Below are 22,173 nucleotides of genomic sequence, written 5' to 3'. Positions count from 1 at the left end.
CGTCACCGACTGTTCCTTTCGGGTGCTGCAAAACGATTTGTCGGACGAGCCAGGCCGAGGCGCTCACGCACCGCCGCTCCGGTTCTGCTGTCCGTGGCCGGGAGTGTCTTCACTCCCGACGGAAGCGCGAGCGGCACGAGGGTGACCCCGTCCAGTCCCGCGGATTCGGCCGCTCCGAGAAGCAAGTTGAGCCCGGCGACGTCACCCACGTACTGCAGCGATTGCGGCGTACGTACCCGACCTGCCCAGTTCTCGAGCTGCGCCAATTCTTCGGCCGCGGTCTCCGACACCAAGGTCTCGACGTCGAGTAGCACGAACACGTCCACCGGGTCGCGGCCCTCGGCCACGACGGCCCGTCGAACACGCGCCGCGAGGGCAGCTGCGCCCTCGATCGAGTCTGCAGCAATCCGCACGATGTCCGCTCTGGCGGCCGCTACCGCGGTGGATTCGGCGGAGTGGGCGCGCACTGTCACCAGCGGTTGGCCTTGAGGTGACCTCGGCGTGATGGACGGCCCTTTGACCGAGAAGTGCTCACCCTGAAAATCGATGTAGTGCAACTTGTCTCGGTCGACGAACCGGCCCGTCGCAGCGTCTCGAATCTCGGCGTCGTCCTCCCAGCTGTCCCACAGCCGAGCGACGACCTCGATGGCCTCGTCGGCCTCCTGCCACAGGCTCTCTTCGTTCTGCTCGCCCTTACGCCCGAACAGTGCTGCCTGCTCCGCGCCGCCGGACACCTCGACCTGCCAACCTGCGCGACCGTGTGAGGCGAAGTCCAGACTCGCGATCTGCTTGGAGATATGGAACGGCTCGGTGTGGGTGACGGTGACCGTCGGGATCAAACCGATGCGTTCGGTGAGCGCAGCAGCCCGGGCTGCCACGGCAACCGCCTCGAGGGTCCGGGAAGCGAAGGAGTCTGCGAGGAAGACCAGATCGATCCCGGCCCGGTCTGCCGCGCGGAGTTGTTCGATCCAGAATGCCGCGGTGAACACTTCCTCGGCGCGAGAATCCTGTCGCCGCCACGCCTGTGGATGTGCGCCGGTTCCCCTCGGTTCGATTGCCGTGACGAAAAGCTTGTCAGACACCGGTACCCACTCTCTGTGTCGCTGTTCCTGGGATGGCCGCGAGCAACTCGCGGGTGTATTCCTGCTGGGGGTTGTCGAATATAGAAGCGGTGCTGCCATATTCGACGATCACACCCGACTGCATCACAGCCACGGTGTCGCTGATCTGGCGAACCACGGCCAGGTCGTGCGAGATGAACAGATAGCTCAGACCGAACTCGGATTGCAGATCGCCGAGCAGCGAAAGAATTTGTGCCTGCACCGACACGTCCAAGGCCGATACGGGCTCGTCGAGCACCACCACCTCCGGTGCCAACGCCAGTGCCCGAGCGATTGCGACGCGTTGACGTTGACCACCCGACAACTCGGCCGGGCGACGCGCCAGGTGGTCACTGCTCAGAGCCACTTGGTCGAGCAGTTCCGCGGCACGCGCCGAGCGGTCTCGGGACGTCCCGATCTTGAACGCGTCCAGCGGTTCTCGCACGATCTCGCCGACGCGCAACTTCGGGTTCAGTGATGCGTACGGGTTCTGATAGACGATCTGGACTCGACGCCGCAGCTCCCGCCTCGCCGTGCCACGAAGGCCGGTGACATCGATTCCGTCGAACGTGACCGTGCCCGCGGAGGGTGTTTCCAGGCCGATCGCGATACGCGCCAGGGTGGACTTCCCCGAACCGGATTCGCCGACGACAGAGACGGTTCGACCCCGCTCGACCGTGATCGTGGCGTCTCGCACCGCATCCAGGTGAACGCCTCGTCCGATGGCGAAACGCTTCGACACCGACGAGACGAACAGAATTGGATCGCCCGCACCCGTCCTGGCCGGACGGAGCGTCGAGTTCAGAGACGGCGCGGCCGCGAGCAGCTTCTGTGTGTAGGGATGGGTGGGGTTCGCCAACACCTCTGCAGTCGGACCGGTTTCGACGATCTCACCACCACTCATGACGACCAGCCGGTCGGCGCGATCGGCCGCAACGCCCAGATCGTGCGTGATCAACAGAACTGCGGCACCCGTCTCGGCAATTCGGGCGTCCAGATGGTCGAGGATGCGTCGTTGCACGGTGACGTCCAGGGCGCTGGTCGGTTCGTCTGCGATCACCAGTTCGGGGCGGCACGCGAGAGCGATACCGATCAGTACCCGCTGCCGCTGCCCACCGGACAGGTCCTGCGGGTACTGGCGTGCCCGCACCTCGGGGTTGTCGAGGCCCGCGTCGGTGAGAATGCGGATCGCCTCGAGCTTCGCGGTACGCCGATCTGCCAACCCGTGCACACGCAGCACCTCGGCCACCTGGTCTCCGACGCGTACGACGGGGTTCAGTGAGGTGGTCGGATCCTGCGGGACGAGCCCGATATGCCGACCGCGCAAGCGATTCAGTGTCTTGTCCGATGCGGTGTCCAGGCGCCGGCCGTCGAAGGTCACCGAGCCACTTCGGATCCGGCCGTTGCCGGCCAGCAAGCCGATGACCGCGTGGGCCGTGGTGGATTTTCCCGAACCGGATTCGCCTACGACGGCCAGTACCTCGCCGCGTTCGACGGTGAACGAAATTCCGCGCACGGCCGTCGTCGTGCCGTAGCCGACCGTGAGGTTGTCGACTTCGAGGATGGGGCTCATTCGGATCGCCTCTCGAGTGCGTGCCCGAGACGGTGCGCGGACAGCACGACTGCCACGATCACCAGGCCCGGCAAGGTGGTCATCCACCAGGCGGTGGCGAGGAAGTTCCGACCCTCGGAGATCAGCGATCCCCACTCCGGTGTGGGCGGAACAGCGCCGAATCCCAGGAAGCTCAACGCCGAGACCGCCAGGACCGCCATACCGAATTCGACTGCTGCGAGGGCAATCACGGGACCGTACGAGTTGCGGAGGATGTGTCGGCGAAAGACGTCGAACCATCGCACACCCGAGGCGTACGCCGCCTCGACATACAGCGATCGACGCACACGCAACACCTCCGACCGCATGACCCGGGCGAAGTTGGCGATGAGGGTGACCCCCACGGCGATGGCAACGTTGACGGTTCCGAAGCCGAGCGCTGTGACCAGGGCCAGCGACAGCAGCAGCGTCGGAATCGACAGCAGCACATCGACGATACGCATCAGCACGGCGTCGACGAGTCCCCCGACGGCCCCGGAGATCAGGCCGATGAGCGATCCGACGACCAGTGCGATCCCGACGGCGAGCAGTGTCGCGGTCAACGACAGGCCGGAGCCGTGCACCACGCGGGTGAAGACGTCACGGCCGATGTTGTCGGTGCCGAACCAATGTGCCGTACTGGGGGCCTGGAGCTTGTCGGCGGGCACGCCCACCAACGGGTCTCCGCTCGCGAACACGGAGGGGAAGAGTGCGAATCCCAGCGCGAGCAGCAGCACGAGCGCGGACAAGGCAAGCCACACGTGCTTCAGGGCGTCCGTCAGAACCCGGCGACGCCGAGCTGTCGACGGCACCGGCTCTGCCTCGAGCAACGCCTCCGCCCGAACCTCGCGGTCACGAATCAGAATGTCAGACATGAGCTTTCTCCGGTTCCGCGACTGCGCGCGCAGGCTTGTACTCGCGCACGATGCGCGGGTCTATCAGCGGATACAGCAGGTCCACGGCCAGGTTCACCACGACGAACACCAGCGAGGTCAACACCACGATGCCCTGCACCACCGGAATGTCCTGGGCCAACACCGAGGTCTGGGTCAGCCGTCCCACTCCGGCCCGCGAGAAGACCGTCTCGACGACGACCGATCCGGCGAGCAGCGTCCCCACCAACACACCCGCGATCGTGAAAGCCGGGATGGACGACAGCCGCGCTATATGCCGCGTTTGCACCCGTAGCCGCGAGACGCCCTTGGCGCGAGCAACATCGACGAACGGCTGCTTCCAGGTAGTCGACATGCTGGTGGCCAACACCTGAGCGATGACCGCACCGGTCGGCAATGCCAATGTGACCCCAGGCAACACCAGTGCAGCCGCTCCGGCGTCACCGAAGGCCGGGAACCACCTCAACTGGAACGAGAACAGTTGCAGTAACAACAGTCCCACCCAGAAGGTCGGTACAGCCACCCCGAGCGGCGGGAGTGCGAACAACAGATTTTTCAGCCACGGCGTTCGGGTGTACGTCGCGGCGTACGCCAGTGCCGACCCGAACACGACCGCCAATACCAGTGCGGTGCCTGCGAGGCCGAGCGTGCTCGGCACGGCATCGAGGATCGCCGTCGTCACCGGCTGTCCGGTGGCGATGGACAATCCGAAATCGCCGTGCACAGCCCCGGTCAGCGAATGCCAGTACTGCACCCACACCGGCTGGTCCAAACCGTAGCGGGCCTGCAATTCTGCGACGGCCGCCGCGTCGACCGGTGTGCCCGAACCGGCAGAGTCGACAGCGAGACTGACCGGGTCCGAGGGCAGCAGGAACAGCACGCCGAACGAGATGGTGAACGCGGCCCACAGCACTGCCACTGCCTGCAGTACGCGCTGTCCGAGGTACCGGATCATGCGCTCAGCCAGGTATCGAAGAACTGCAGTCGAGCGGAGGCCTCGAACTTCAGATCCTGCACTTTCGACGCCGCGCCGACGGCCTGCGACAGCTCGATGGTGGGGATCCACAGTCCGTTGTCGAGCACCTGCTGCTGAGCGGTGGCGAGGATGTCGTTGCGCGCCGTCAGATCGGTGGTCGAGAGCTGATCGGTCAGCGATGCATCCAGATCGGGAATCGGGCCGCGCGCGTTCAGGTTACGTCCGTCCACGGCGAACGTGGTGCGCAGAATGTCGCCGTCGGCGCGGGTGCTGTTGTAGTACGTGGAGTCGTAGTCCTTGGTGCCCTGACGTGCTGTCGCCTCGGACGTCGAGACCAACTCGAGCTGCAGGTCGACGCCCACCGCACGTAGCTGCTGCTGCGTCAACTCCAGGATCGCCTGGTTGCCAGCGAACACTGCGGAGTACATGACCTCGAAACTCAGCCTCTGCCCGTCCTTTTCACGGATTCCGTCGGCACCGGGAACCCAGCCGGCGCCGTCGAGCAGCGATTTGGACTTCTCGGGATCGTTGGTGACATCGACGAGCTCGACGTAACCTGGGGTGGCGCTCGCCAACGTGCTTGTCGCCGTGCGGAAGTCGGGTCCGAGGACGGTATCGACGAGTTCCTGACGGTTGATCGCCGGTACCAGGGCCTTCCGGACGGCGGGGTCTTGTAGCGCACCGCGAGTGACGTTGGGCTGAATGCCGAACGGGACTCCCGGGTTCGAGGTGGTCAGAATTCGGCCGCCGGTCGCTTCGATCTGCGGAGCGTCCTGCGGCAACGCGTCGCTGACGGCGTCGAGCTGATCGGAGGACAAGCTTCCTGTACGAACGCCCGACTCGGGCACGATGGTGAAATCGATGCGATCGAGATAGGCCTCGCCGGTATGACCGAATACCGCTGAACCCCAGTTGTATCCGCTTCGCTTGGCCAGAGTCACTGAACGGTCCTGCTGGTAATCCGCGTAGGTGAACGGTCCCGATCCGATATTGGTACCCAAGCACCGCGACTCGGCCGACTGCGCCGAGGTCGCGATGGATTGAACTCCGAGCTGAGGTGTCGAACTCGCCTGCAGGAACTGCGCATTCGGTGCTGCGAAGTCGATGCGCACCGTCGAGGGGTCGACCACCGTGGCGCTCTGATAACCGGTCAGATAGCTCGCCGCCAACGGTGCCTTCGCTGCGCCGAGGCCGATGATCGCGTCGAAATTCGCCTTCACCGCCGCCGCGTCGAGCACCGTGCCGTCACTGAAGGTGACGCCGTCCTTCAGCGTGAATGTGAAGGATTTCGCATCGGGACCCACGTCCCACCGCTCGGCCAGCCACGGTTCGATCTCACCGGTTTCGGGGTTCTGATCGGTGAGTGAATCGACGACCTGACGGGTGACGTAGATGGTCTGGTTGGTGCCGGACTGGGCAGGATCCGAGCAGGTCGGGGCCCCGGACAAGCCGTAACGCAGAGTTCCGCCGGGCTGGGCCGGACCGGCGTCGGCGGCCGTGGTGGCGGCACCACCGGCGCATCCGGCGAGGACTGTGGCCGTAGTGGCGATCAGGCCGGCCACCAGGAATGCAGGACGAGTGGACACGTAGGTGTCTCCGATATCTGGTCGATCGCGCGCACGATCCCGCATCCGAGCTGGGTGTGCCCAGGAAGGAGTGCGCGCAGATGATGAGGTGAGGTGTGAAGTACGAGTTGTGACGAAATGTCAGCTGCGACAGGTCGAACCGTTGAGGCGGCACAGATCGACATGGAGACGGCGGCAACCGTTGACGAAGCCTGCGGCAACTCGGGTGTTCACGTGCAATCCTCCATCGGTCCCGGCGGTAGCACCCTCACCCGACGAGCGGGGGGTTGCTGCGACGTCATAGAGCCAGGTCTCTCGGTCGCTCTGGATGGTCCTACAGTTTCCGATACTACGAGAGCATCGCCCCGGTTGCCAACCGGGGTAGGAAAACCCGCCGAAAACAGACGCGAGAAGCGCGGTCGGACCGACGCCTACCGTTCAGACGGCCAGCGCCAGTCCAGCGCTCCCACTCGCGCAAGATCTCGAATCATCATGCGACGCAAATTTGTTCAACTCTGGCGCATTCACGCGGTGCACCCAGTAGTCGATCGCTTCGCCGGCATGAGCGAATCGGACGAGGACGTCCATGCAGAGCCAAGTCGCGACCGAGAAGTCCTGTTCCGCACCGTCGAGACCGATCAGTGTCAATTCTTCTCCCACAGCAAGCAACGCGCGATCGATATCGGAACCGCCGGGGCCGAGCCACGCCAGTGCTCGTCCGAGTAGCGCCCAGTCTCCGGCGGTCACAGGCTCATCGGCCGATTGTCTGCACAGTTCCGCAGCCGCAGCGAGAGCATCCGCCACCGGAGTCGACACCGAACCGTGGAGCTCAGCGAGAATGCCGCGATCGGAGTCGACCAGATCGGCCATGTAGCGCCAGCGGGCAGGAAGCGCCGCGTCCTCTGGCCATAGGTCGGCGGTGCCGAACTGGAGACGGGTGATCATGTCCTTGGGCGAACTGCACGAAAGCGCGGAGCCACACGAGTCGTTCATGTCGATCATCCCCACTGGGTCAACACACAACATTGGACACCGGCTCGACACACGCGTTCGGAGATACCGTCGAGCAGTGGCTTTCGTCACCGATGCAAGCAACGCTGCTGTGGTCGTTACGTCCGCCTTGGGAGATATTGAACGCCGCCACCAGCATCTTCGCGACTCGTGGTTGCACAAAACCGACAACGTCACACTTTTGGTCCATATGTAATTGGCCGCATAGTGCCGTGCTCCGACTCCAGCTGGGCCGCAGCGACAGCCGAATGATGCGGGAACAAACGTTCGAATACTTGTCGGTGGGTCGCGGTAGATTCTGTTCATGCTTTCGGGGGACGGCGGATCAGGGGTGGACGGCATCGAAACGGTGCCTCCTGCCCCCGTCGTGTCCGACCCTGTCTTGGCGGGGTTGGTCGAGGCGGTGGAGTCGGCGGTTGCCGAGTTGGCGGGGCAAGGGTCGGTGGCGTGGTCGAATGCCGACCGACGTGCGGTGATCCAGCGCATGGAAACTGTGTCGCGGTCCGTGACGGCGTACTCGCACACCTGGCTCAACGAGCTGATCTCACAACACGGCCTCGACGTGTATCCGGGGTCGGTGCCGTGCTCGGTGGCATGGATGCTGCGAATCACCCCACGAACAGCCGGTGCGCGAGTACGTCTGGCCGCAGAGTTGGGTGACCGCACCGCACTGTCCGGCGAACCGCTACCGCCTTTGCTGCCACACACCGCTGCAGCGGTGCGGGCAGGGTTGCTCGACGCCAAGCACGTGCAGATGATTCGTGAGTTCTTCCGGCACCTACCGTCGAGTGTCGATCCGCAGACCCGCGATCGCGCCGAACAGCAGTTGGTGGGTCTCGCCTCGACCAGACGGCCCGACGACTTCGCACCGCTGGTGGCGCACCTGGACTCGATCCTCGACCCCGACGGCGACTTCGACGAGAACGAAGACGAAGACAAGAACGCGAACCCGAGGCCACGGAAACGGGATGCGTTCTTCTACCTCGGTGAGCAGGGTTCCGACGGCATGTCAGAAGGAAAGTTCTGCGTCGACTCCGAGCTACGCGCCTACCTCGAAGCCCTGTTCTCGAAAGCCGCGAAACCCGGTGTGAACAATCCTGCCGACCCGACATCGGTCGTCCACGAGGATGAAGCTGACAGCAAGTCCACTGCAGAGCAGCCCGAGCCGACGTCCGAGCCGTCGTCCGGTGATGCCGGGTCGAGCGATGCAGGCCTGTGGGATGGGACGACCCGCAACGGGGACAGTGACTGCAGTGACGACGACTGCGGTGACGAGGACTGCTGCGAAGGCGACTGCGGCGAGTGCGACGGTGACGACTGTGGTTGCGGCACAGGGTTTAACGGCACAGCTGCAGCCAAGGACGCAGCGGCACCCAAGGACACCAACGACGATGCCGGCTCCGACAGCACTGCTGAACCCGGTGGCCACGCCGACGCCGACGCATCGGACACCGCTGCTCGCGACGCTGCCGCCGCACGTGATCGACGCACCCAGAACGAACGCCGCCACGACGCCCTGAAAATGGCGCTCCGGCACACCCTCGCCTCCGGCACCCTCGGCACCCACCGCGGCCTACCCGTCACCGCCATCGTCACCATGAGTTCGAACAACCTCGAATCAGGCTGCGGCTACGCCATGACCGCCACCGGATCACGCGTCTCGATCCGCGACGCCATCCGCATGGCCTCGCACGCCCACCACTACCTCACCATCTTCGACGACAACGGCAGAGCCCTCTACCTCGGCCGATCCAAACGCATCGCCTCCGCCGACCAACGCATCGTGCTCATCGCCCGCGACCGCGGCTGCAGCTTCCCCTCCTGCACCCGCCCCGCGACCTGGTGCCAGTCACATCACCTCGACGACTGGGTCGAGGGCGGACCCACCGACATCGACTCCCTGACCTTCGCCTGCGACATGCACCACGCACTCGTCGGCACCGGTCCCGGAAAGTGGGCCACCACCAAAACCACAGCAGGACATCGCTATCCAGGCCGCACCCTGTGGCACCCACCCGCCGGAATGGACCCCACACGCCGCGGGCTGATCAACCACGCACACCACCCCGAGGAAGTGCTGTACCCACCCGACCACCACAGCGACAACACCCACGACACCCGCGACACAGGCGACACCGCCGACGAAGAACCACGACAACCCGCCTGAAGACCCACACCACCACCACGGCACAGCTCTGCCTCCGGCAGGACTGCAACGCAGATACCGAATCCCCCATTGCGTCGACCCACAGTTGCGCTCGACACGACCAGGGGGTTCCATCGATACAACCATCACAGGAGGAGTACGAGCGCATGGCGTACGACGAGCTTCTTGCGGACCGCATCCGCGACGCTCTCTGGGACCAGGAGAGTCTGCGTGAGCAGAAGATGTTCGGCGGTGTCGCGTTCATGGTGCGAGACAGAATGGTGGTGTGTGTCGGCACCGAAAACCGTGCCTTGCTTGTTCGTGTGGACGGGGTACGCGAACCCGAATACCTCCAGCTCGATGGGGCCCACCATGCCGTCATGGGCAAGGGGCGGTCGATGGGTGAAGGCTGGATCACCGTCGATGCAGAAGCGCTGACGAGCGAACAGGCACTGCAGTTCTGGGTCGGTGCAGCTCTGGAACACCACGCCGACACGTAGGGCTGACAAACATTGCTCGGCGATACCGCACCCCACTCGGGCCGTAGTCGGGCATCACTGAACCGGGCTCATTCGAGACTCTTCTCGAAGGGGTGCGATCCGACTGTTCTGGACGGCAGACTTCGGTCGTAGAGCGGGGTGTATCCAGCTGCCAGGTACAGCGCAACGGCCTCGGGCTGATTCCAGCCGGTCGTCAGGTAGACCCTGCGATATCCGCGATCACGTGCGCTGCGTTCCAGCTCGGCCACGACGAGTCTGCCGAATCCCCTGCCGCGGTGCACTTTCGATGTCCAGATACGTTTGAGCTCTGCGGTTTCCGAGTCGTATTTCCGGTACGCACCTCCGGCAACAGGAACGCCATCGGCCAAGGCAATTACCAACACACCACCCGGCGGTGCGAACTCCCGGGCGGGATAGGACTTCAGTTCCTCGTATTGGACACCGGGGCTCCGGCCGTATCGGGACGAATATTCGATCGCCAGTTCTTGCAGCAGGGGCATCGCCAGCCGATCGTGCTGATCGACCTCGACGAAGTCCACGCGTCCTGGACCCGTGTCACCAGTGCGAATGTTGACATCGAACGTCGCGCTCATGTGCTTCCTGTCTCGATTAACTGTCGACCAGATCAGCTTCCCGGCCGACGTCAACTCTGCTCAGTTGTCTAACCTTCCTTGCGGGGTAGCCCGGGCGGGTTGATGACGGACTCGGTCACTGCCTCGGACTGCAGGCCCCAACGATCGATCACCTTCTGATAGCTGCCGTCCTCGATGGCGTGGTTCACTGCGTCCTGCACGGCGTCGATGAGCCCATTGTCCTTCTTGGTCAGTACTGCTATTTCACCCTGCAGCGCATCTCCGGCACCCGAGAACGTGCCGATGATCTTGGTTTCACCACCGGTTGCCGCGTGATAAACCGCGGACGGATTGGGTCCCAGGTACCCGTCGATACGGCCTGACCCGAGCGCCAGGTAGTAATCGGAGGTGTTCTGGTAATAAGCGATCTCGGCTGGAGCCAGACCCTCGGCTACGTTCTGCTCGTTCCAGTCGACCAGCAACTGCTCTTGGTTGGTACCGGAGCCGACACCGATCTTCTTGCCTGCGATGTCCTGACGCTTCTCGACTGTCCAATCGGTGTCCTTCTGCGCCTCGAAAGCGAGGTTGTCCAGTCGATAGGTCGCGAAGTCGTACTTGTCCTTGCGCTCCTCGGTGACGGTGACATTGGAGATGAACACGTCGTTCTCGCCGGAGTCGATCTTCACGAAGTTCTGCGACCAATCTGCGACCTGAAGATCGACGTCGAGACCGAGAATGTCGGCGATCAGGTACGAGAAGTCCACCTCGGACCCCACGATGGTGGTGTCGTCGGTCGCGTAGAAACGCAGCGGTGGCGCGGTACCGCCCGCCCCGGTGACGATCAGGGTGCCGCGATCGCGAATCGCTTGCGGCACTTCCGCTGCGATGTCGTCGACCTTCTGGGCGCGAACGCGGTCGGCCTGCTCGGGTGAAAGATCGAACGATCCGCCGTCCTCGGTGACGACCTGAGATTCGGCAGTGGGCTCGCTGCATGCTGTCGCAGTGAGTGCCAGGACAGCGAATGCCGACGCTACTACCGCGAGCCTACGAGATGATCCGGACATGACTTTCCCCGTTCGTGGGTGCAGGTGAAGCAAGAGTGATAGCTAGAGAACGTGAGCGAGGAACGACTTGGTGCGTTCCTCCTGGGGTGAATCGAGAAGCTCTGCAGGAGAGCCTTGTTCGACGATGACGCCGCCATCCATGAAGACGACGGTGTCGGCGATCTCGCGGGCGAACCCGACCTCGTGCGTGACGATCACCAGGGTGGCACCATCGCGTGCCAGGCCGCGGATGACCTCGAGAACCTCTCCCACCAATTCGGGGTCGAGCGCTGACGTCGGCTCGTCGAACAGAATGACTGTGGGACGCAGGGCAAGTGCACGCGCGATGGCGACCCGCTGCTGTTGTCCGCCGGAGAGTCGTCGCGGATAATCATGGGCTTTCGCGTGCACCCCGACTCGTTCGAGGAGAGCCAGCGCCTCGGGTTCGACGTCGGAACGCGTGCGCTTCTGCGCAGAGATCGGGGCTTCGATGACATTCTCGAGGACCGTCAGGTGAGGAAACAGATTGAAGTTCTGAAACACGAAACCGATCTGGGAACGCTGCCGCAGAATCTCCTTGTTGCTGAGTTCGTGCAGTTTGTTGCCTTTGCGCCGATATCCCACCAGATCACCGTCGATCCGGACGGTGCCCTGATCCACCTTCTCCAGATGGTTCAGAGCGCGCAGCAGGGTCGACTTGCCCGAACCCGAGGGGCCGATAATCGCGGTCACCTCACCGGGACGTACGAGGAGGTCGACGCCTTTGAGCACCTCGAGCCCGCCGTAGGACTTGTGGACGCCGCGCACCTCGACCGCGTATCTCGTTGCGGCAGTGGATGTGGAGGCATCGAGAGTGGTCATCGGGTTGCCCCTCTCGGCGCGAAGGTGACGTTGGAGAGCTTGTGGCGTATCTGCTGGATCGGCGTCAGCGGAATGTTGCGTACCGCGCCCTTGGCGTAGTGCCGCTCGACGTAGAACTGCACGATCGACAGCACCGACGTCAGAATGATGTACCAGACGGTCGCGACCATGAGCAGCGGAACCACGCGCCCGTTGCGTCCGTATATGACTTGCACCTGATAGAACAATTCGGCAATGGCCATCACCGACACGATCGACGTGCCTTTGAACAGACTGATCACCTCGTTGGCCGCGTTGGGGAGAATCCCTCGCATCGCCTGCGGCAGAACGATCTTGAAGAACTCCCGCCTTTTCGGAATACCCAGCGCTGCTGCAGCTTCGAGTTGCCCCTGGTCCACGGAGATGATGCCGGCCCGAACGATCTCGGCGGAGTAGGCCGCTTGGTGCAGGGCCAGGCCGATGATGGCCGCCGTCGATCCACTGATGACGCTGTTGACGTCGAATTGAAAGAAGCTGGGACCGAACGGAATTCCCAAAGACAGAGTCTGGTACAGGTACGCAATATTGAACCAGAACAGAAGCTGCACGATCAACGGGATGGAACGGAAGGCCCAGATGTAGAACCAGGAAATAACCTGCAGCACAGGATTGTCGGACAGCCGGGCCACCGCCAGGCCGATACCGATGGCGAAACCGATCAGCGTTCCCCAGAAGGTGAGCTGGATGGTCAACCACAGCGCCGACATCACCGATGGTGCAGTGAAGTACTGCGCGAAGGTGCCCCAATCCCAGCCGGGGTTGGTGACGAAGCCGTGCAGGAACTGACCGACCACGATCAGCGTTGCGACCGCGATCACCCAGCGCCACGGGTGCCACGTGCGTGCAACGACGAGTTGTTCGTCGGGAATGTCGTCCGTCGTATCCACAACGGGACGAGAGTCGAGTTGAGTCACCGGAACCGCCGGGTCGGATGGGCAGCGATCATCGCTGGGTTGCCTTTCGAAGATTTCGTGCTGTGAGTACGCCGATCGGTCAAGCGTGCGTACAGATACAGATGTTCATCGGTCGTGCCTCCATCGGTCCTGGCGGTAGCACCCACACGCCGTAGGGCGGGGTTGCTGCGACGTCATCGAGCCAAGGTCTCTCGGTCGCTCTGGATGGTGACAGGAACGTACAGAACAATCTATCGAAAAGTCAAGTGCACGTGCGCATTCGGTTATAATCACGATGATTTCAACCCTTGCCACCGGCGCAACCGCCCCCGGGTTGGATCTGTAGAGGGTCGACGAACTCCACCACCCTCGTGCGAGAATTCGACCCATGCACGTGCGGAAAGCCAGGAGCGGTGACGATGGCTTTCGAAGAACGCCGCGCTATCGGCAGCTGAACGCAGCGAGTGTTGTCTTTCTCGGTTCGCTGGTCGTGATCGGCACGTTCCAGGCGGCCGACACGTCCGATTCGATACGTCTGGCCACTCACAGCGCCGTCCTCGTGGCGATCGCAGCCGCAATTCTGTACGCGCTCAGGCGAACCGACCGAAAGCCGACGTGGCTCCTTCCCCGTACGACACTGATTCTGTTCGGTCTCGGCAGTCTCGTGTGTGTCGTCGCAGGCGACTATCTCCCTGCTGTGATCGCCGCGATCCAGGCTGTGACCCTTCCGCTGTTCATGCTGGACGACCGAGTGAACGCCCTCTATCGGTACACCCCCGACGTGTCCTGAACCGCGGTCTCGAATCACCCTGATTTCAACCATTGCCTCGCGCCTTCGACACGGCAAGGGTTCCTAGCGACAGCGTCGACGAAAGGAATGGGTCGCCACGATGCCGAACGAATCTGCCCCGTCGAAGAACACCGCAATTGCCATGATCGAACGCAGGATTTCCTCGTCTGCCGCCGAATCCTGGGACTGGCAGCTCGACGCACTGTGCCGGGGTCAGGACTCGGAGATCTTCTTCTCCCCCTCGGGTGAGGGGCGAACGGCGCGTCGCCAACGCGAGGATCGCGCCAAGCAGGTGTGCGCCGGCTGCGGAGTGCTCGACGCCTGCAAGCGGTTCGCGTTGGCAGCCAACGAACCGTTCGGAGTGTGGGGCGGCATGACGGCCCGCGAACGGCTGGTGCATCGGGCCAACTCGCGACGCGACCACGAGCGGCGGGCGAGTTAGGCCGCGACCAGAAGATGGTCCGCAGGTCGCCGGATGGTCCACAATGGAGGGGTGACCGATATCGAGAAGCCCCTGCCGTGGACGTACCTGATGGACATGGACGGAGTTCTGGTCCACGAGGATCACCTAATCCCCGGTGCCGACACGTTCCTCGCCGAGCTGCAGGCCAACGAGATCCCGTTCATCGTGTTGACGAACAATTCGATCCGCACCCCACGTGACCTGCGCGCACGTCTCGCATTCACCGGCTTGGACATTCCGGAGAAGTCGATCTGGACCTCGGCTCTCGCCACCGCCACCTTCCTCGGCAATCAGCGGCCCGGCGGCAGTGCGTATGTCGTCGGCGAGTCCGGTCTGACCACCGCGCTGCACGACATCGGCTACACCCTCACCGACTCCAGCCCCGACTACGTGGTGCTCGGGGAGACCCGCACGTACTCGTTCGAGGCCATCACCACCGCCATTCGTCTCGTCGAGAAGGGTTCACGCTTCATCGCCACCAACCCCGACGCGACCGGTCCGTCGCGCGAGGGTTCGCTGCCCGCGACCGGTTCGGTCGCCGCACTCATCACCAAGGCGACGGGCAAGGAGCCGTACTACGTGGGCAAGCCCAACGCGTTGATGATGCGTTCGGCTCTGCGCGCCATCGGTGGGCACTCCGAGAACACGTTGATGATCGGCGACCGGATGGACACCGACGTGCTGTCCGGCCTGGAAGCCGGATTGCAGACCATTCTGGTGTTGACCGGCATTTCGACCGTGCAGTCCGTCGAGCAGTACCCGTACCGTCCGACGAAAGTGCTCGATTCCGTCGCAGACCTGGTGGGCCGCACACAGAACCCGTTCTGATGAAACTCCGATTCGTTCTGTCTCGGCAGGATCATCACGTCGTCGGCTTGGGAGTGGAGCAAGAGTTTCCGGACGTCGCCGACGCAGTCGCGGCGGTACAGCAAGGCCGAAACGTCGTTGGGGTACTGCCTTTCGACATGTCCGACGCCACCGCGCTGATCGAGCCGGCGGAGTTCTACCGCCGCGCCGGTGCGTGGGCGGTACCGGACGCACAGCCGCCGCTTCCGTCCGTCACCGTCGTACGCCAGATCCCCGAGCCGGGCGTCCACGTCGAACGGGTACGTGAGGTCGTGCGGCGTGTGAAAGCCGGTGTCGCCGAGAAGATCGTGCTCGCACGAGCGATCGAACTGGCCGCCGAGTCGCCCATCGATCCGTCAGCGGTGTTGAGCGCGTTGGTGACTCGCGATCCGATGGGAAACGGCTTTTTCGCAGACCTCTCGCCCACAGACGAGCCCGGCAGACATCTCGTCGGCGCAAGCCCCGAACTGCTGGTGCGTAAACGCGGCAACGTCGTCAGCTGCCATCCCTTCGCCGGGACGGCCGCGCGATCCACCGACCCCGACGACGACGCGCGTATCTCGGCGGCACTAGCGGCCAGCGCGAAGGACCAGGCCGAGCATCGCTTCGTCGTCGATGAGATCCGGACGGCATTGGCGCCGTTCTGCGAGACACTGGACGTACCCGCGACACCTCAGCTGAGCAGCACTCCGCAGCTGTGGCACCTGTCCACGCCGATCGTCGGTACGTTGGCCGACCCGTCGACGTCGGCCCTCGACCTCGCATTGGCGCTGCATCCCACCGCTGCCGTCGCCGGTGTTCCCCGCGCCGCCGCCATGCGAGCGATCACCGAGATCGAGGGATCCCGCGGCTTCTACGCCGGTGCGCTCGGATGGACCGACGGCAGCGGGGACGGTGAATGGATGGTCGCGATCCGGTGCATCGAACTCACCGCGGACGGCCTGTCCGGTACCGCCACAGCCGGCGGCGGCATCGTCGCCGACTCGGACCCCGACGCCGAGCTGGACGAAACCACGGCAAAGTTCAGAACGGTACTCAGCGTCTTCGAGAACTGACCCAGCTACTTCAACGCCTGGTCCAGATCCCCGATCAGGTCCTCGGTGTCCTCGAGACCGATGGAGATCCGCACGACGCCATCGGTGATGCCCACTGCGGCACGACCTTCCGGCCCCATCGCGCGGTGCGTGGTGGTGGCCGGGTGGGTGATGAGCGTCTTGGAATCGCCGAGGTTGTTCGAGATGTCCACGATCTTCAGGCCGTCGAGCAACTCGAAAGCACGCTGCTTGCCTGCGCCCTCGGGGGCATCGAGCTCGAACGTGACGACCGTGCCGCCGCCCGACATCTGCGACGTCGCCAGCTCGTACTGCGGATGTGACGGCAGGAACGGGTATTTGACCCACCGCACCGCCGAATGCCCTTCGAGGAACTCGGCGATCTGCAGCGCGGAGTTCACCGAATGCCGCACGCGCACCGGCATCGTCTCCAAGCCCTTGAGCAGTGTCCAGGCGTTGAACGGGCTCAGGGCAGGCCCGGTGTGCCGCATCAGCGTCTGCACCGGACCGTCGATGTACTCCTTCGATCCCAGGATCGCACCGCCGAGTACCCGGCCCTGACCGTCGATGTGCTTGGTGCCGGAATACACCACCACGTCGGCACCGAGTTCGAGACTGCGCTGCAGCAGAGGCGTCGCGAACACGTTGTCCAACACCACCGTTGCGCCGGCGGCGTGCGCCATCTCGGACACCCGCCTGACATCGACGAGCGACTGCATCGGATTGGACGGGGTCTCGAAGAACACCGCGGTCGTCGGCACCGACAGTGCCTGCTCCCACTGCTCGAGGTCCTCGCCGTCGACGAAGACGGTCTCGACGCCCCAGCGCGGCAGAATCTCGTTGCACACCACGAAGCAGGAACCGAAAAGGCTACGCGCAGCGACCAATCGATCACCGGCCTTCAACAGTGCGCCGAGCGCGGTGAACACTGCCGACATTCCACTCGACGTGCCGAAACACGCCTCGGCACCCTCGATCAGCCGCAACCGCTCCTCGAACATCTTGACCGTCGGGTTGCCGTAGCGCGAGTACACGAAATGATCGATGTCACCGGTGAACGCCCGCTCGGCGGCACCGGCACTCTCGTAGACGAAACCCGAAGTGAGATACAGCGCTTCGGCGTTCTCGTCGAAGCCCGATCGCATCAGACCGCCGCGAACTCCCAGCGTTCCCTGACCCACACCGTCGGGTAGCGGCTTCTGAAAACCCCCGCCTCTGGGAATGTTCGTCACGACTGCCTCCAGGGCAACCCGACCGCACGCCACCCCACGGCACCGCGGTGGCCGTCAGCATCGGTGGCGCCTTCGAAACCGTCGAGCACGTTGTAGGACGGGCCGATTCCCGCAGCCGTGGCGGCCTCCGCCGCACCGATGGATCGCTGACCGGAGCGGCACAGGAACACCACCGGCCGATCGCCGTCCACGCCTGCCGCTTTCAGCTCGTCGACGAAGCCGGTGTTGCGAGCGCCGTCGGGGTAGCTCACCCACTCGATCAGGTGGGTCGGGCGATCGATGCCGGAGGTGTCGGGTACGCCGACGTACTGCCACTCGGCGTGCGTGCGGACGTCGACGAGAACGGCATCGGGGTTGCTCTGCAACAACTCCCACGCCGCCTGCGGGGTTATGTCACCTGCGTAGGTCACTGGATCAGCCTTCCGTCACTTGCTGTTACGTCACACATACCGAGATCAGACATTGCACACCAACCACGTGTCGTTCACCCGGACGAACTTCCATTCGTCGTCGGATCGCGCTCCGGATTTCTCTTCCTTCAGCGGTACCGTGACGACGCCGCGGTCGCCGTTGACCTCGTACCCCGTGGGCACTCCGTCGATCGACGTCTCGCCGTTGCGTTCCACGTCGCCTGCGCGGTCGGTGCGGTACTGGGCGTCGTCGCCGGGAATCAGGCGCTCGACCTGATCGGCGCACGTGTTCGCACGCAGCAGATCCGCGTCACCGGTGTTCTGTGCTTCGAGGAAACCGTCGACGGCGTCGGTGAGCAACTGCGCCTGTGTCACGTTGTCCTCCGCGGGGGCGAACTTGGACGCCGCAAAGATGCCGACGAGCAGCACGACGACGATGCCCGCAGCGATGATGAACGGCCACGCGGTGGGCGGACGCTGCTCACCGGAGTCGGCGGCCGCTTTGGAAGCGTTGTTGCGCGCTTCCTCACGACTGTCGACCCACTGCTGCCTACGTTCACTCCACGACGCCATGTAGGCAATCTTCCTCGATCCGACGGGTCTGCGTTCAGCTGGGTCCTGCAGTGTGTGGGTCCTTGTAGTAAGTGGGTCCTTCAGCGAGTGGGCCCGACGGGGATGTCGCCCTTCAACGTGATGCGATGCATCTTGCGGTGCTCGGTGCCGTAATCGCGGTTGGCGTAGTGCGAGGTGCTGCGGTTGTCCCACAGCACCAGATCACCCAGACGCCAACGGTGGCGCACGATGTGCTCGGGCTTGGTGAGGTGCACGTACAGCAGATCCAGGATTCCGCGGCTCTCCGCCTCCGAGACGCCCACGATGTGGGAGGTGAAACCCGGATTGACGAACAGCCCCTTGCGGCCGGTTTCCGGATGCACCCGCACGACGGGATGTTCGACGGGAACCAGCGCGGTCACTTCCTTGCCGTCCCACACGTTGCCCTTACCGCCGCGCTTCTGCGCGAGGTAGTAGCCGAACTCACGGTTACCGTCGTGAATTGCGGTGAGCCCGTCGATCATTCGGCGAACCGGCGCGGACAGGGACTCGTAGGCCAGTTGACTGTCGGCCCAGTTGGTGTCGCCGCCGTGCGGAGGCAGTACGACGGGCCGCAGGATAGACCCCATCGGTGGGCGCTCCATGAATGTCACGTCGGTGTGCCACACGTCGGCGAAACCGTTGTCCTGGCTGTCGAGGGCATAGACCTCGGGGGCGACGTGACCACTGTCGTGCACGGGGTGCCCGGCGGTGAGGTCACCGAGTCGGCGGCCGAACTCGATGTGGCCTGCGTCGTCGATCGACTGACCTCGGAGCACGAGAACCTTGTGCTCGACGAGAGCTCGGCGGACGGCGTGGATCTGCGCATCGGAGGCCGACGCGACATCGAGACCGATGACTTCGGCACCGAACGACGGGCCGAGCTTGTCGAGAGTGAGCGAAACTGTCTGTTCCAGAGTGGTCATGTGTCCTCGAATCCGAGAGACAGCGGTGCGCCTACTGGTCGCGGCACGGCCGTCGAGGGAGGGATCCCGTCCCGACGACGTCGGGGAACAGGGATTGGGCGTCGGGTCAGGTCACCGACAACACATGTTGGTGCAGGTGCGACAGAAGTCGACGGTGAACCGTCGGACCAGGTATGTCGTCTGCACGGGTCAATTCCTACCGGAACCCGGGGAATACGGCAAGTTGCCCACTGCCCCAGCTCAGGTTGTCCTTAATTTATGCTGGGGTGTCCGCACTTCCCTCGAAGAAGGTAGCTCGCTGCACATGACTGATCAGACTCGTCCACTCCGCGTCGCCATCGTCGGTGCCGGACCGGCAGGCATCTACGCCGCCGACGCGCTCATGAAGTCCGACCACAATGTCAGCGGACCGGGCGTGAGCATCGACCTCTTCGAGCGGATGCCGGCCCCGTTCGGGCTCATTCGCTACGGCGTTGCCCCTGACCACCCACGCATCAAGGGCATCATCACCGCCCTGCACAAGGTGCTCGACAAGCCTCAGGTTCGCCTGCTCGGCAACATCGACTACGGCACCGACATCAACCTCGACGACCTGCGTCGCTTCTACGACGCCGTCATCTTCTCCACCGGAGCCAACGCGGACCGCGCACTGAACATCCCCGGCATCGACCTCGACGGCAGCTACGGTGCCGCCGACTTCGTCTCCTGGTACGACGGCCACCCCGACGTCCCCCGCACCTGGCCCCTCGAGGCCGAGAAGGTCGCCGTCCTCGGCGTCGGCAACGTCGCCCTCGACGTCGCACGCGTTCTCGCCAAGACCGGCGACGAACTGCTCCCCACCGAAATCCCCGCCAACGTCTACGAAGGCCTCAAGGCCAACAAGGCACTCGAGGTGCACGTCTTCGGACGTCGCGGCCCGGCTCAGGCCAAGTTCACCCCGCTCGAACTGCGCGAGCTCGACCACTCGCCCAACATCGAGGTCATCGTCGCCCCCGAGGACATCGACTACGACGAAGGCTCCGAGCAGGCTCGCCGCAGCTCCAAGCAGATCGACATGGTCGCCAACACCCTGCAGGACTGGGCCATCCGCGACGTCGGCGCTCGCCCGCACAAGCTGTTCCTGCACTTCTTCGAGTCCCCGCACGAGGTACTCGGCGAGGACGGCAAGGTCGTCGGTCTACGTACCGAACGCACCGAACTCGACGGCACCGGCAACGTCCGCGGCACCGGAAAGTACAACGACTGGGACGTCCAGGCCGTCTACCGCGCCGTGGGCTACCTCAGCCAGAACATCAGCCAGCTCCCGTTCGACGAGCAGGCAGGCACCATCCCCAACGAGGCCGGACGCGTCGTCGAATCGCCGCACTCCACCACGCCCGTTCCCGCCACGTACGTCACCGGCTGGATCAAGCGCGGACCCGTCGGCCTCATCGGTCACACCAAGGGCGACGCCAACGAAACAGTCGCGAACCTGCTCGAGGATGCGCCGAGCTTCGCCGGTGCGGCCGAGCCGGACCTCGATGCCGTCACCTCGTTCCTCGAAGGCAAGCAGGTTCCGTTCACCACCTGGGACGGCTGGTACCGCCTCGACGCCCACGAACGCTCCCTCGGCGAAGAAGAAGGCCGCGAGCGCGTCAAGGTCGTCGAGCGTGAGGACATGCTGAAGGCCTCCGAGCCTGACAAGGCCTAGAGCGGCTGGCGCCGCATGTGATGCTCCTATGAGTGTCAAGTGGCAGTTTTCTGGGTGAGAAGTTGGAACATTTCGCGGGCGACGGCTCGTTTGAGGCAGCGGATTATGTCGCGTTTGCTCTTGCCTTCAGCGAGTCGTCGGTCGCGGTATTGCTGGGTGCGGGTGTCGTATTTGAGGCGGGCCATGACGATGACGTGCAACGCTCGGTTGGCCTGCCGGTTGCCGCCGCGGTTGAGTCGATGGCGAGTGGTTTTGCCCGAGGACGCGGGTAGGGGTGCGACACCGCAGAGGCTGGCGAATGCTGCTTCGGAGCTGACGCGGTGGGGGTTGTCACCGACGGTGATCAGCAACTGTGCTGCTGTTTCGTAGCCCACCCCGAACCGGCCGACGAGGTCTTCGGCGGCATCGTCGATGAGCACTGCGAGATTTTTGTCCAGTGCTTTGATGTCGGCGTCGAGGAGCTGGATCCGTCGCGCCACCGACCGCAGTGCAGTCTTGATCGCCGCGGTCAGTGCACCTGGAGTGACGGCGGTCGGCCGCAGTGCTGCGCATGCGTCGATCAATGCGACTGTTGTCAGACCCCGGAGCTGTTCTCGAATCGGTTCGGGCGCGTTGACGACGGCAGATTTGAGACCTGTGATCGCCTCGGCGCGAGCTTTCACCGCGGAGCGACGAGCGTTGTGCAGGAACCGAATCGCCTCGACGTCCCCGTCGTGGGTCTTCGGAATCGTGCGAGCCAGCCCGGCCGCAGCGATGCGAGCAGCACTGTAAGCATCGAGCGGATCGGACTTGCCGTGAAAGCGCCGCGAGCGGCGGTCGGTGCGGTCGACATCGACGACCTCGAGGCCCGCTGCGAGCAGGACCGTGGTCAGCGCGGAGCCGTAGCTTCCGGTGCCTTCGATTCCGACTCGGACGACGATGCCGGTCCCGATCAACCATGCCAGCAGTGCGCGGTAGCCGGCGCCGGTTGCCGGGAACTCTCG

General features: G+C 64.1%; 22 protein-coding genes and 2 riboswitches. Of the genes, 7 read left to right on the top strand and 15 right to left on the bottom strand.

Annotated elements, in window-relative coordinates; genetic code table 11:
• Nucleotides 1–2: 2 nt before the first annotated feature.
• The 6 genes from VF34_RS00110 to VF34_RS00085 form a co-directional block, all read right to left on the bottom strand.
• Complete coding sequence (locus VF34_RS00110; RefSeq protein ID WP_032374709.1) at nt 3–1,082, bottom strand: LLM class flavin-dependent oxidoreductase; 1,080 nt, start codon at nt 1,080–1,082, stop codon at nt 3–5.
• Nucleotides 1,075–2,673, bottom strand: a complete 1,599-nt coding sequence (locus VF34_RS00105) for a dipeptide ABC transporter ATP-binding protein (RefSeq protein WP_032374708.1) — start codon at nt 2,671–2,673, stop codon at nt 1,075–1,077. Before VF34_RS00105 ends, VF34_RS00110 begins: the two co-directional genes overlap by 8 nt.
• Nucleotides 2,670–3,566 carry an ABC transporter permease gene (locus VF34_RS00100; protein WP_032366701.1) on the bottom strand — a complete coding sequence of 299 codons (897 nt, stop codon included), beginning with the start codon at nt 3,564–3,566 and terminating at the stop codon, nt 2,670–2,672. Before VF34_RS00100 ends, VF34_RS00105 begins: the two co-directional genes overlap by 4 nt.
• Nucleotides 3,559–4,539, bottom strand: coding sequence for an ABC transporter permease (locus tag VF34_RS00095; RefSeq protein ID WP_032366702.1), 981 nt, complete (start codon nt 4,537–4,539; stop codon nt 3,559–3,561). The genes VF34_RS00100 and VF34_RS00095 overlap by 8 nt, the downstream gene beginning before the upstream one ends.
• Entirely contained in the window at nt 4,536–6,146 is a 1,611-nt protein-coding gene (locus VF34_RS00090; protein ID WP_032374707.1) for an ABC transporter substrate-binding protein, read from the bottom strand. Before VF34_RS00090 ends, VF34_RS00095 begins: the two co-directional genes overlap by 4 nt.
• Before the next feature lie 220 nt (nt 6,147–6,366).
• Nucleotides 6,367–6,460, bottom strand: a riboswitch (SAM riboswitch).
• Nucleotides 6,461–6,563: 103 nt separating this feature from the next.
• Nucleotides 6,564–7,070: a hypothetical protein gene (locus VF34_RS00085; protein WP_155289598.1), complete on the bottom strand. Its 507-nt coding sequence runs from the start codon at nt 7,068–7,070 to the stop codon at nt 6,564–6,566.
• Nucleotides 7,071–7,440: 370 nt separating this feature from the next.
• On the opposite strand from VF34_RS00085, the gene VF34_RS00080 reads away from it, so the two are divergent.
• Both VF34_RS00080 and VF34_RS00075 read left to right on the top strand, forming a co-directional pair.
• Nucleotides 7,441–9,303: an HNH endonuclease signature motif containing protein gene (locus VF34_RS00080; RefSeq protein WP_052063073.1), complete on the top strand. Its 1,863-nt coding sequence runs from the start codon at nt 7,441–7,443 to the stop codon at nt 9,301–9,303.
• Nucleotides 9,304–9,449: 146 nt separating this feature from the next.
• On the top strand, nt 9,450–9,782 hold the full coding sequence (locus VF34_RS00075; protein WP_032374705.1) for a TfoX/Sxy family protein: 333 nt from the start codon (nt 9,450–9,452) through the stop codon (nt 9,780–9,782).
• Between the two features lie 68 nt (nt 9,783–9,850).
• Here VF34_RS00075 and VF34_RS00070 read toward each other — a convergent pair whose 3' ends face one another.
• The 4 genes from VF34_RS00070 to VF34_RS00055 all read right to left on the bottom strand — a co-directional run bounded on the left by VF34_RS00070 (nt 9,851) and on the right by VF34_RS00055 (nt 13,115).
• On the bottom strand, nt 9,851–10,375 hold the full coding sequence (locus VF34_RS00070; protein ID WP_045840623.1) for a GNAT family N-acetyltransferase: 525 nt from the start codon (nt 10,373–10,375) through the stop codon (nt 9,851–9,853).
• A 68-nt stretch (nt 10,376–10,443) separates the two neighbouring features.
• Nucleotides 10,444–11,418 (bottom strand): ABC transporter substrate-binding protein, encoded by a 975-nt coding sequence (locus VF34_RS00065; RefSeq protein ID WP_032374704.1) that lies wholly within the window; start codon nt 11,416–11,418, stop codon nt 10,444–10,446.
• Between the two features lie 42 nt (nt 11,419–11,460).
• Entirely contained in the window at nt 11,461–12,258 is a 798-nt protein-coding gene (locus VF34_RS00060) for an amino acid ABC transporter ATP-binding protein (protein WP_032371471.1), read from the bottom strand.
• A complete protein-coding gene (locus VF34_RS00055; protein WP_371828125.1) occupies nt 12,255–13,115 on the bottom strand; it encodes an amino acid ABC transporter permease in 861 nt (286 codons plus the stop codon). Before VF34_RS00055 ends, VF34_RS00060 begins: the two co-directional genes overlap by 4 nt.
• Before the next feature lie 213 nt (nt 13,116–13,328).
• Nucleotides 13,329–13,422, bottom strand: a riboswitch (SAM riboswitch).
• 156 nt (nt 13,423–13,578) lie between these two features.
• Between VF34_RS00055 and VF34_RS00050 the strand changes: the two genes are divergently transcribed.
• The 4 genes from VF34_RS00050 to VF34_RS00035 all read left to right on the top strand — a co-directional run bounded on the left by VF34_RS00050 (nt 13,579) and on the right by VF34_RS00035 (nt 16,344).
• Nucleotides 13,579–13,980, top strand: coding sequence for a hypothetical protein (locus VF34_RS00050; RefSeq protein ID WP_032374702.1), 402 nt, complete (start codon nt 13,579–13,581; stop codon nt 13,978–13,980).
• A gap of 100 nt (nt 13,981–14,080) precedes the next feature.
• Nucleotides 14,081–14,422 carry a WhiB family transcriptional regulator gene (locus VF34_RS00045; RefSeq protein ID WP_370878629.1) on the top strand — a complete coding sequence of 114 codons (342 nt, stop codon included), beginning with the start codon at nt 14,081–14,083 and terminating at the stop codon, nt 14,420–14,422.
• Between the two features lie 90 nt (nt 14,423–14,512).
• A complete protein-coding gene (locus tag VF34_RS00040) occupies nt 14,513–15,271 on the top strand; it encodes an HAD-IIA family hydrolase (protein ID WP_068053998.1) in 759 nt (252 codons plus the stop codon).
• Nucleotides 15,271–16,344, top strand: a complete 1,074-nt coding sequence (locus VF34_RS00035) for an isochorismate synthase (RefSeq protein WP_032374701.1) — start codon at nt 15,271–15,273, stop codon at nt 16,342–16,344. The genes VF34_RS00040 and VF34_RS00035 overlap by 1 nt, the downstream gene beginning before the upstream one ends.
• 5 nt (nt 16,345–16,349) lie before the next feature.
• Here VF34_RS00035 and VF34_RS00030 read toward each other — a convergent pair whose 3' ends face one another.
• From VF34_RS00030 to VF34_RS00015, 4 genes are all read right to left on the bottom strand, one after another.
• Nucleotides 16,350–17,573, bottom strand: a complete 1,224-nt coding sequence (locus VF34_RS00030; protein ID WP_032364984.1) for an O-succinylhomoserine sulfhydrylase — start codon at nt 17,571–17,573, stop codon at nt 16,350–16,352.
• Complete coding sequence (locus VF34_RS00025; protein WP_032371475.1) at nt 17,570–17,983, bottom strand: rhodanese-like domain-containing protein; 414 nt, start codon at nt 17,981–17,983, stop codon at nt 17,570–17,572. Before VF34_RS00025 ends, VF34_RS00030 begins: the two co-directional genes overlap by 4 nt.
• Nucleotides 17,984–18,028: 45 nt before the next feature.
• Entirely contained in the window at nt 18,029–18,556 is a 528-nt protein-coding gene (locus VF34_RS00020; RefSeq protein ID WP_032374700.1) for an Rv0361 family membrane protein, read from the bottom strand.
• An 80-nt stretch (nt 18,557–18,636) separates the two neighbouring features.
• Complete coding sequence (locus tag VF34_RS00015) at nt 18,637–19,500, bottom strand: TauD/TfdA dioxygenase family protein (RefSeq protein WP_032374699.1); 864 nt, start codon at nt 19,498–19,500, stop codon at nt 18,637–18,639.
• Between the two features lie 304 nt (nt 19,501–19,804).
• On the opposite strand from VF34_RS00015, the gene VF34_RS00010 reads away from it, so the two are divergent.
• Nucleotides 19,805–21,190 carry an FAD-dependent oxidoreductase gene (locus VF34_RS00010; RefSeq protein WP_032364954.1) on the top strand — a complete coding sequence of 462 codons (1,386 nt, stop codon included), beginning with the start codon at nt 19,805–19,807 and terminating at the stop codon, nt 21,188–21,190.
• A 35-nt stretch (nt 21,191–21,225) separates the two neighbouring features.
• Here VF34_RS00010 and VF34_RS00005 read toward each other — a convergent pair.
• Nucleotides 21,226–22,173: IS110 family RNA-guided transposase (locus tag VF34_RS00005; RefSeq protein WP_045840621.1), on the bottom strand; the 948-nt coding region annotated here is incomplete at its 5' end.

It is taken from the genome of Rhodococcus sp. PML026, assembly GCF_000963615.1.
GTDB lineage: Bacteria > Actinomycetota > Actinomycetes > Mycobacteriales > Mycobacteriaceae > Rhodococcoides > Rhodococcoides fascians.
Note: the sequence above shows the minus strand (reverse complement) of the source record. Positions and strands in the feature narration are given on the sequence as shown.

What these genes read in the sequence shown, in the direction of transcription:
- VF34_RS00105 (WP_032374708.1), bottom strand. Translation starts at nt 2,673, where the DNA reads ATGAGCCCCATCCTCGAAGTCGACAACCTCACGGTCGGCTACGGCACG.
- VF34_RS00010 (WP_032364954.1), top strand. Translation starts at nt 19,805, where the DNA reads ATGACTGATCAGACTCGTCCACTCCGCGTCGCCATCGTCGGTGCCGGA.
- VF34_RS00040 (WP_068053998.1), top strand. Translation starts at nt 14,513, where the DNA reads ATGGACATGGACGGAGTTCTGGTCCACGAGGATCACCTAATCCCCGGT.
- VF34_RS00065 (WP_032374704.1), bottom strand. Translation starts at nt 11,418, where the DNA reads ATGTCCGGATCATCTCGTAGGCTCGCGGTAGTAGCGTCGGCATTCGCT.
- VF34_RS00085 (WP_155289598.1), bottom strand. Translation starts at nt 7,070, where the DNA reads ATGATCACCCGTCTCCAGTTCGGCACCGCCGACCTATGGCCAGAGGAC.
- VF34_RS00095 (WP_032366702.1), bottom strand. Translation starts at nt 4,539, where the DNA reads ATGATCCGGTACCTCGGACAGCGCGTACTGCAGGCAGTGGCAGTGCTG.
- VF34_RS00015 (WP_032374699.1), bottom strand. Translation starts at nt 19,500, where the DNA reads ATGACCACTCTGGAACAGACAGTTTCGCTCACTCTCGACAAGCTCGGC.
- VF34_RS00100 (WP_032366701.1), bottom strand. Translation starts at nt 3,566, where the DNA reads ATGTCTGACATTCTGATTCGTGACCGCGAGGTTCGGGCGGAGGCGTTG.
- VF34_RS00075 (WP_032374705.1), top strand. Translation starts at nt 9,450, where the DNA reads ATGGCGTACGACGAGCTTCTTGCGGACCGCATCCGCGACGCTCTCTGG.
- VF34_RS00070 (WP_045840623.1), bottom strand. Translation starts at nt 10,375, where the DNA reads ATGAGCGCGACGTTCGATGTCAACATTCGCACTGGTGACACGGGTCCA.
- VF34_RS00060 (WP_032371471.1), bottom strand. Translation starts at nt 12,258, where the DNA reads ATGACCACTCTCGATGCCTCCACATCCACTGCCGCAACGAGATACGCG.
- VF34_RS00035 (WP_032374701.1), top strand. Translation starts at nt 15,271, where the DNA reads ATGAAACTCCGATTCGTTCTGTCTCGGCAGGATCATCACGTCGTCGGC.
- VF34_RS00050 (WP_032374702.1), top strand. Translation starts at nt 13,579, where the DNA reads ATGCACGTGCGGAAAGCCAGGAGCGGTGACGATGGCTTTCGAAGAACG.
- VF34_RS00080 (WP_052063073.1), top strand. Translation starts at nt 7,441, where the DNA reads ATGCTTTCGGGGGACGGCGGATCAGGGGTGGACGGCATCGAAACGGTG.
- VF34_RS00020 (WP_032374700.1), bottom strand. Translation starts at nt 18,556, where the DNA reads ATGGCGTCGTGGAGTGAACGTAGGCAGCAGTGGGTCGACAGTCGTGAG.
- VF34_RS00045 (WP_370878629.1), top strand. Translation starts at nt 14,081, where the DNA reads ATGCCGAACGAATCTGCCCCGTCGAAGAACACCGCAATTGCCATGATC.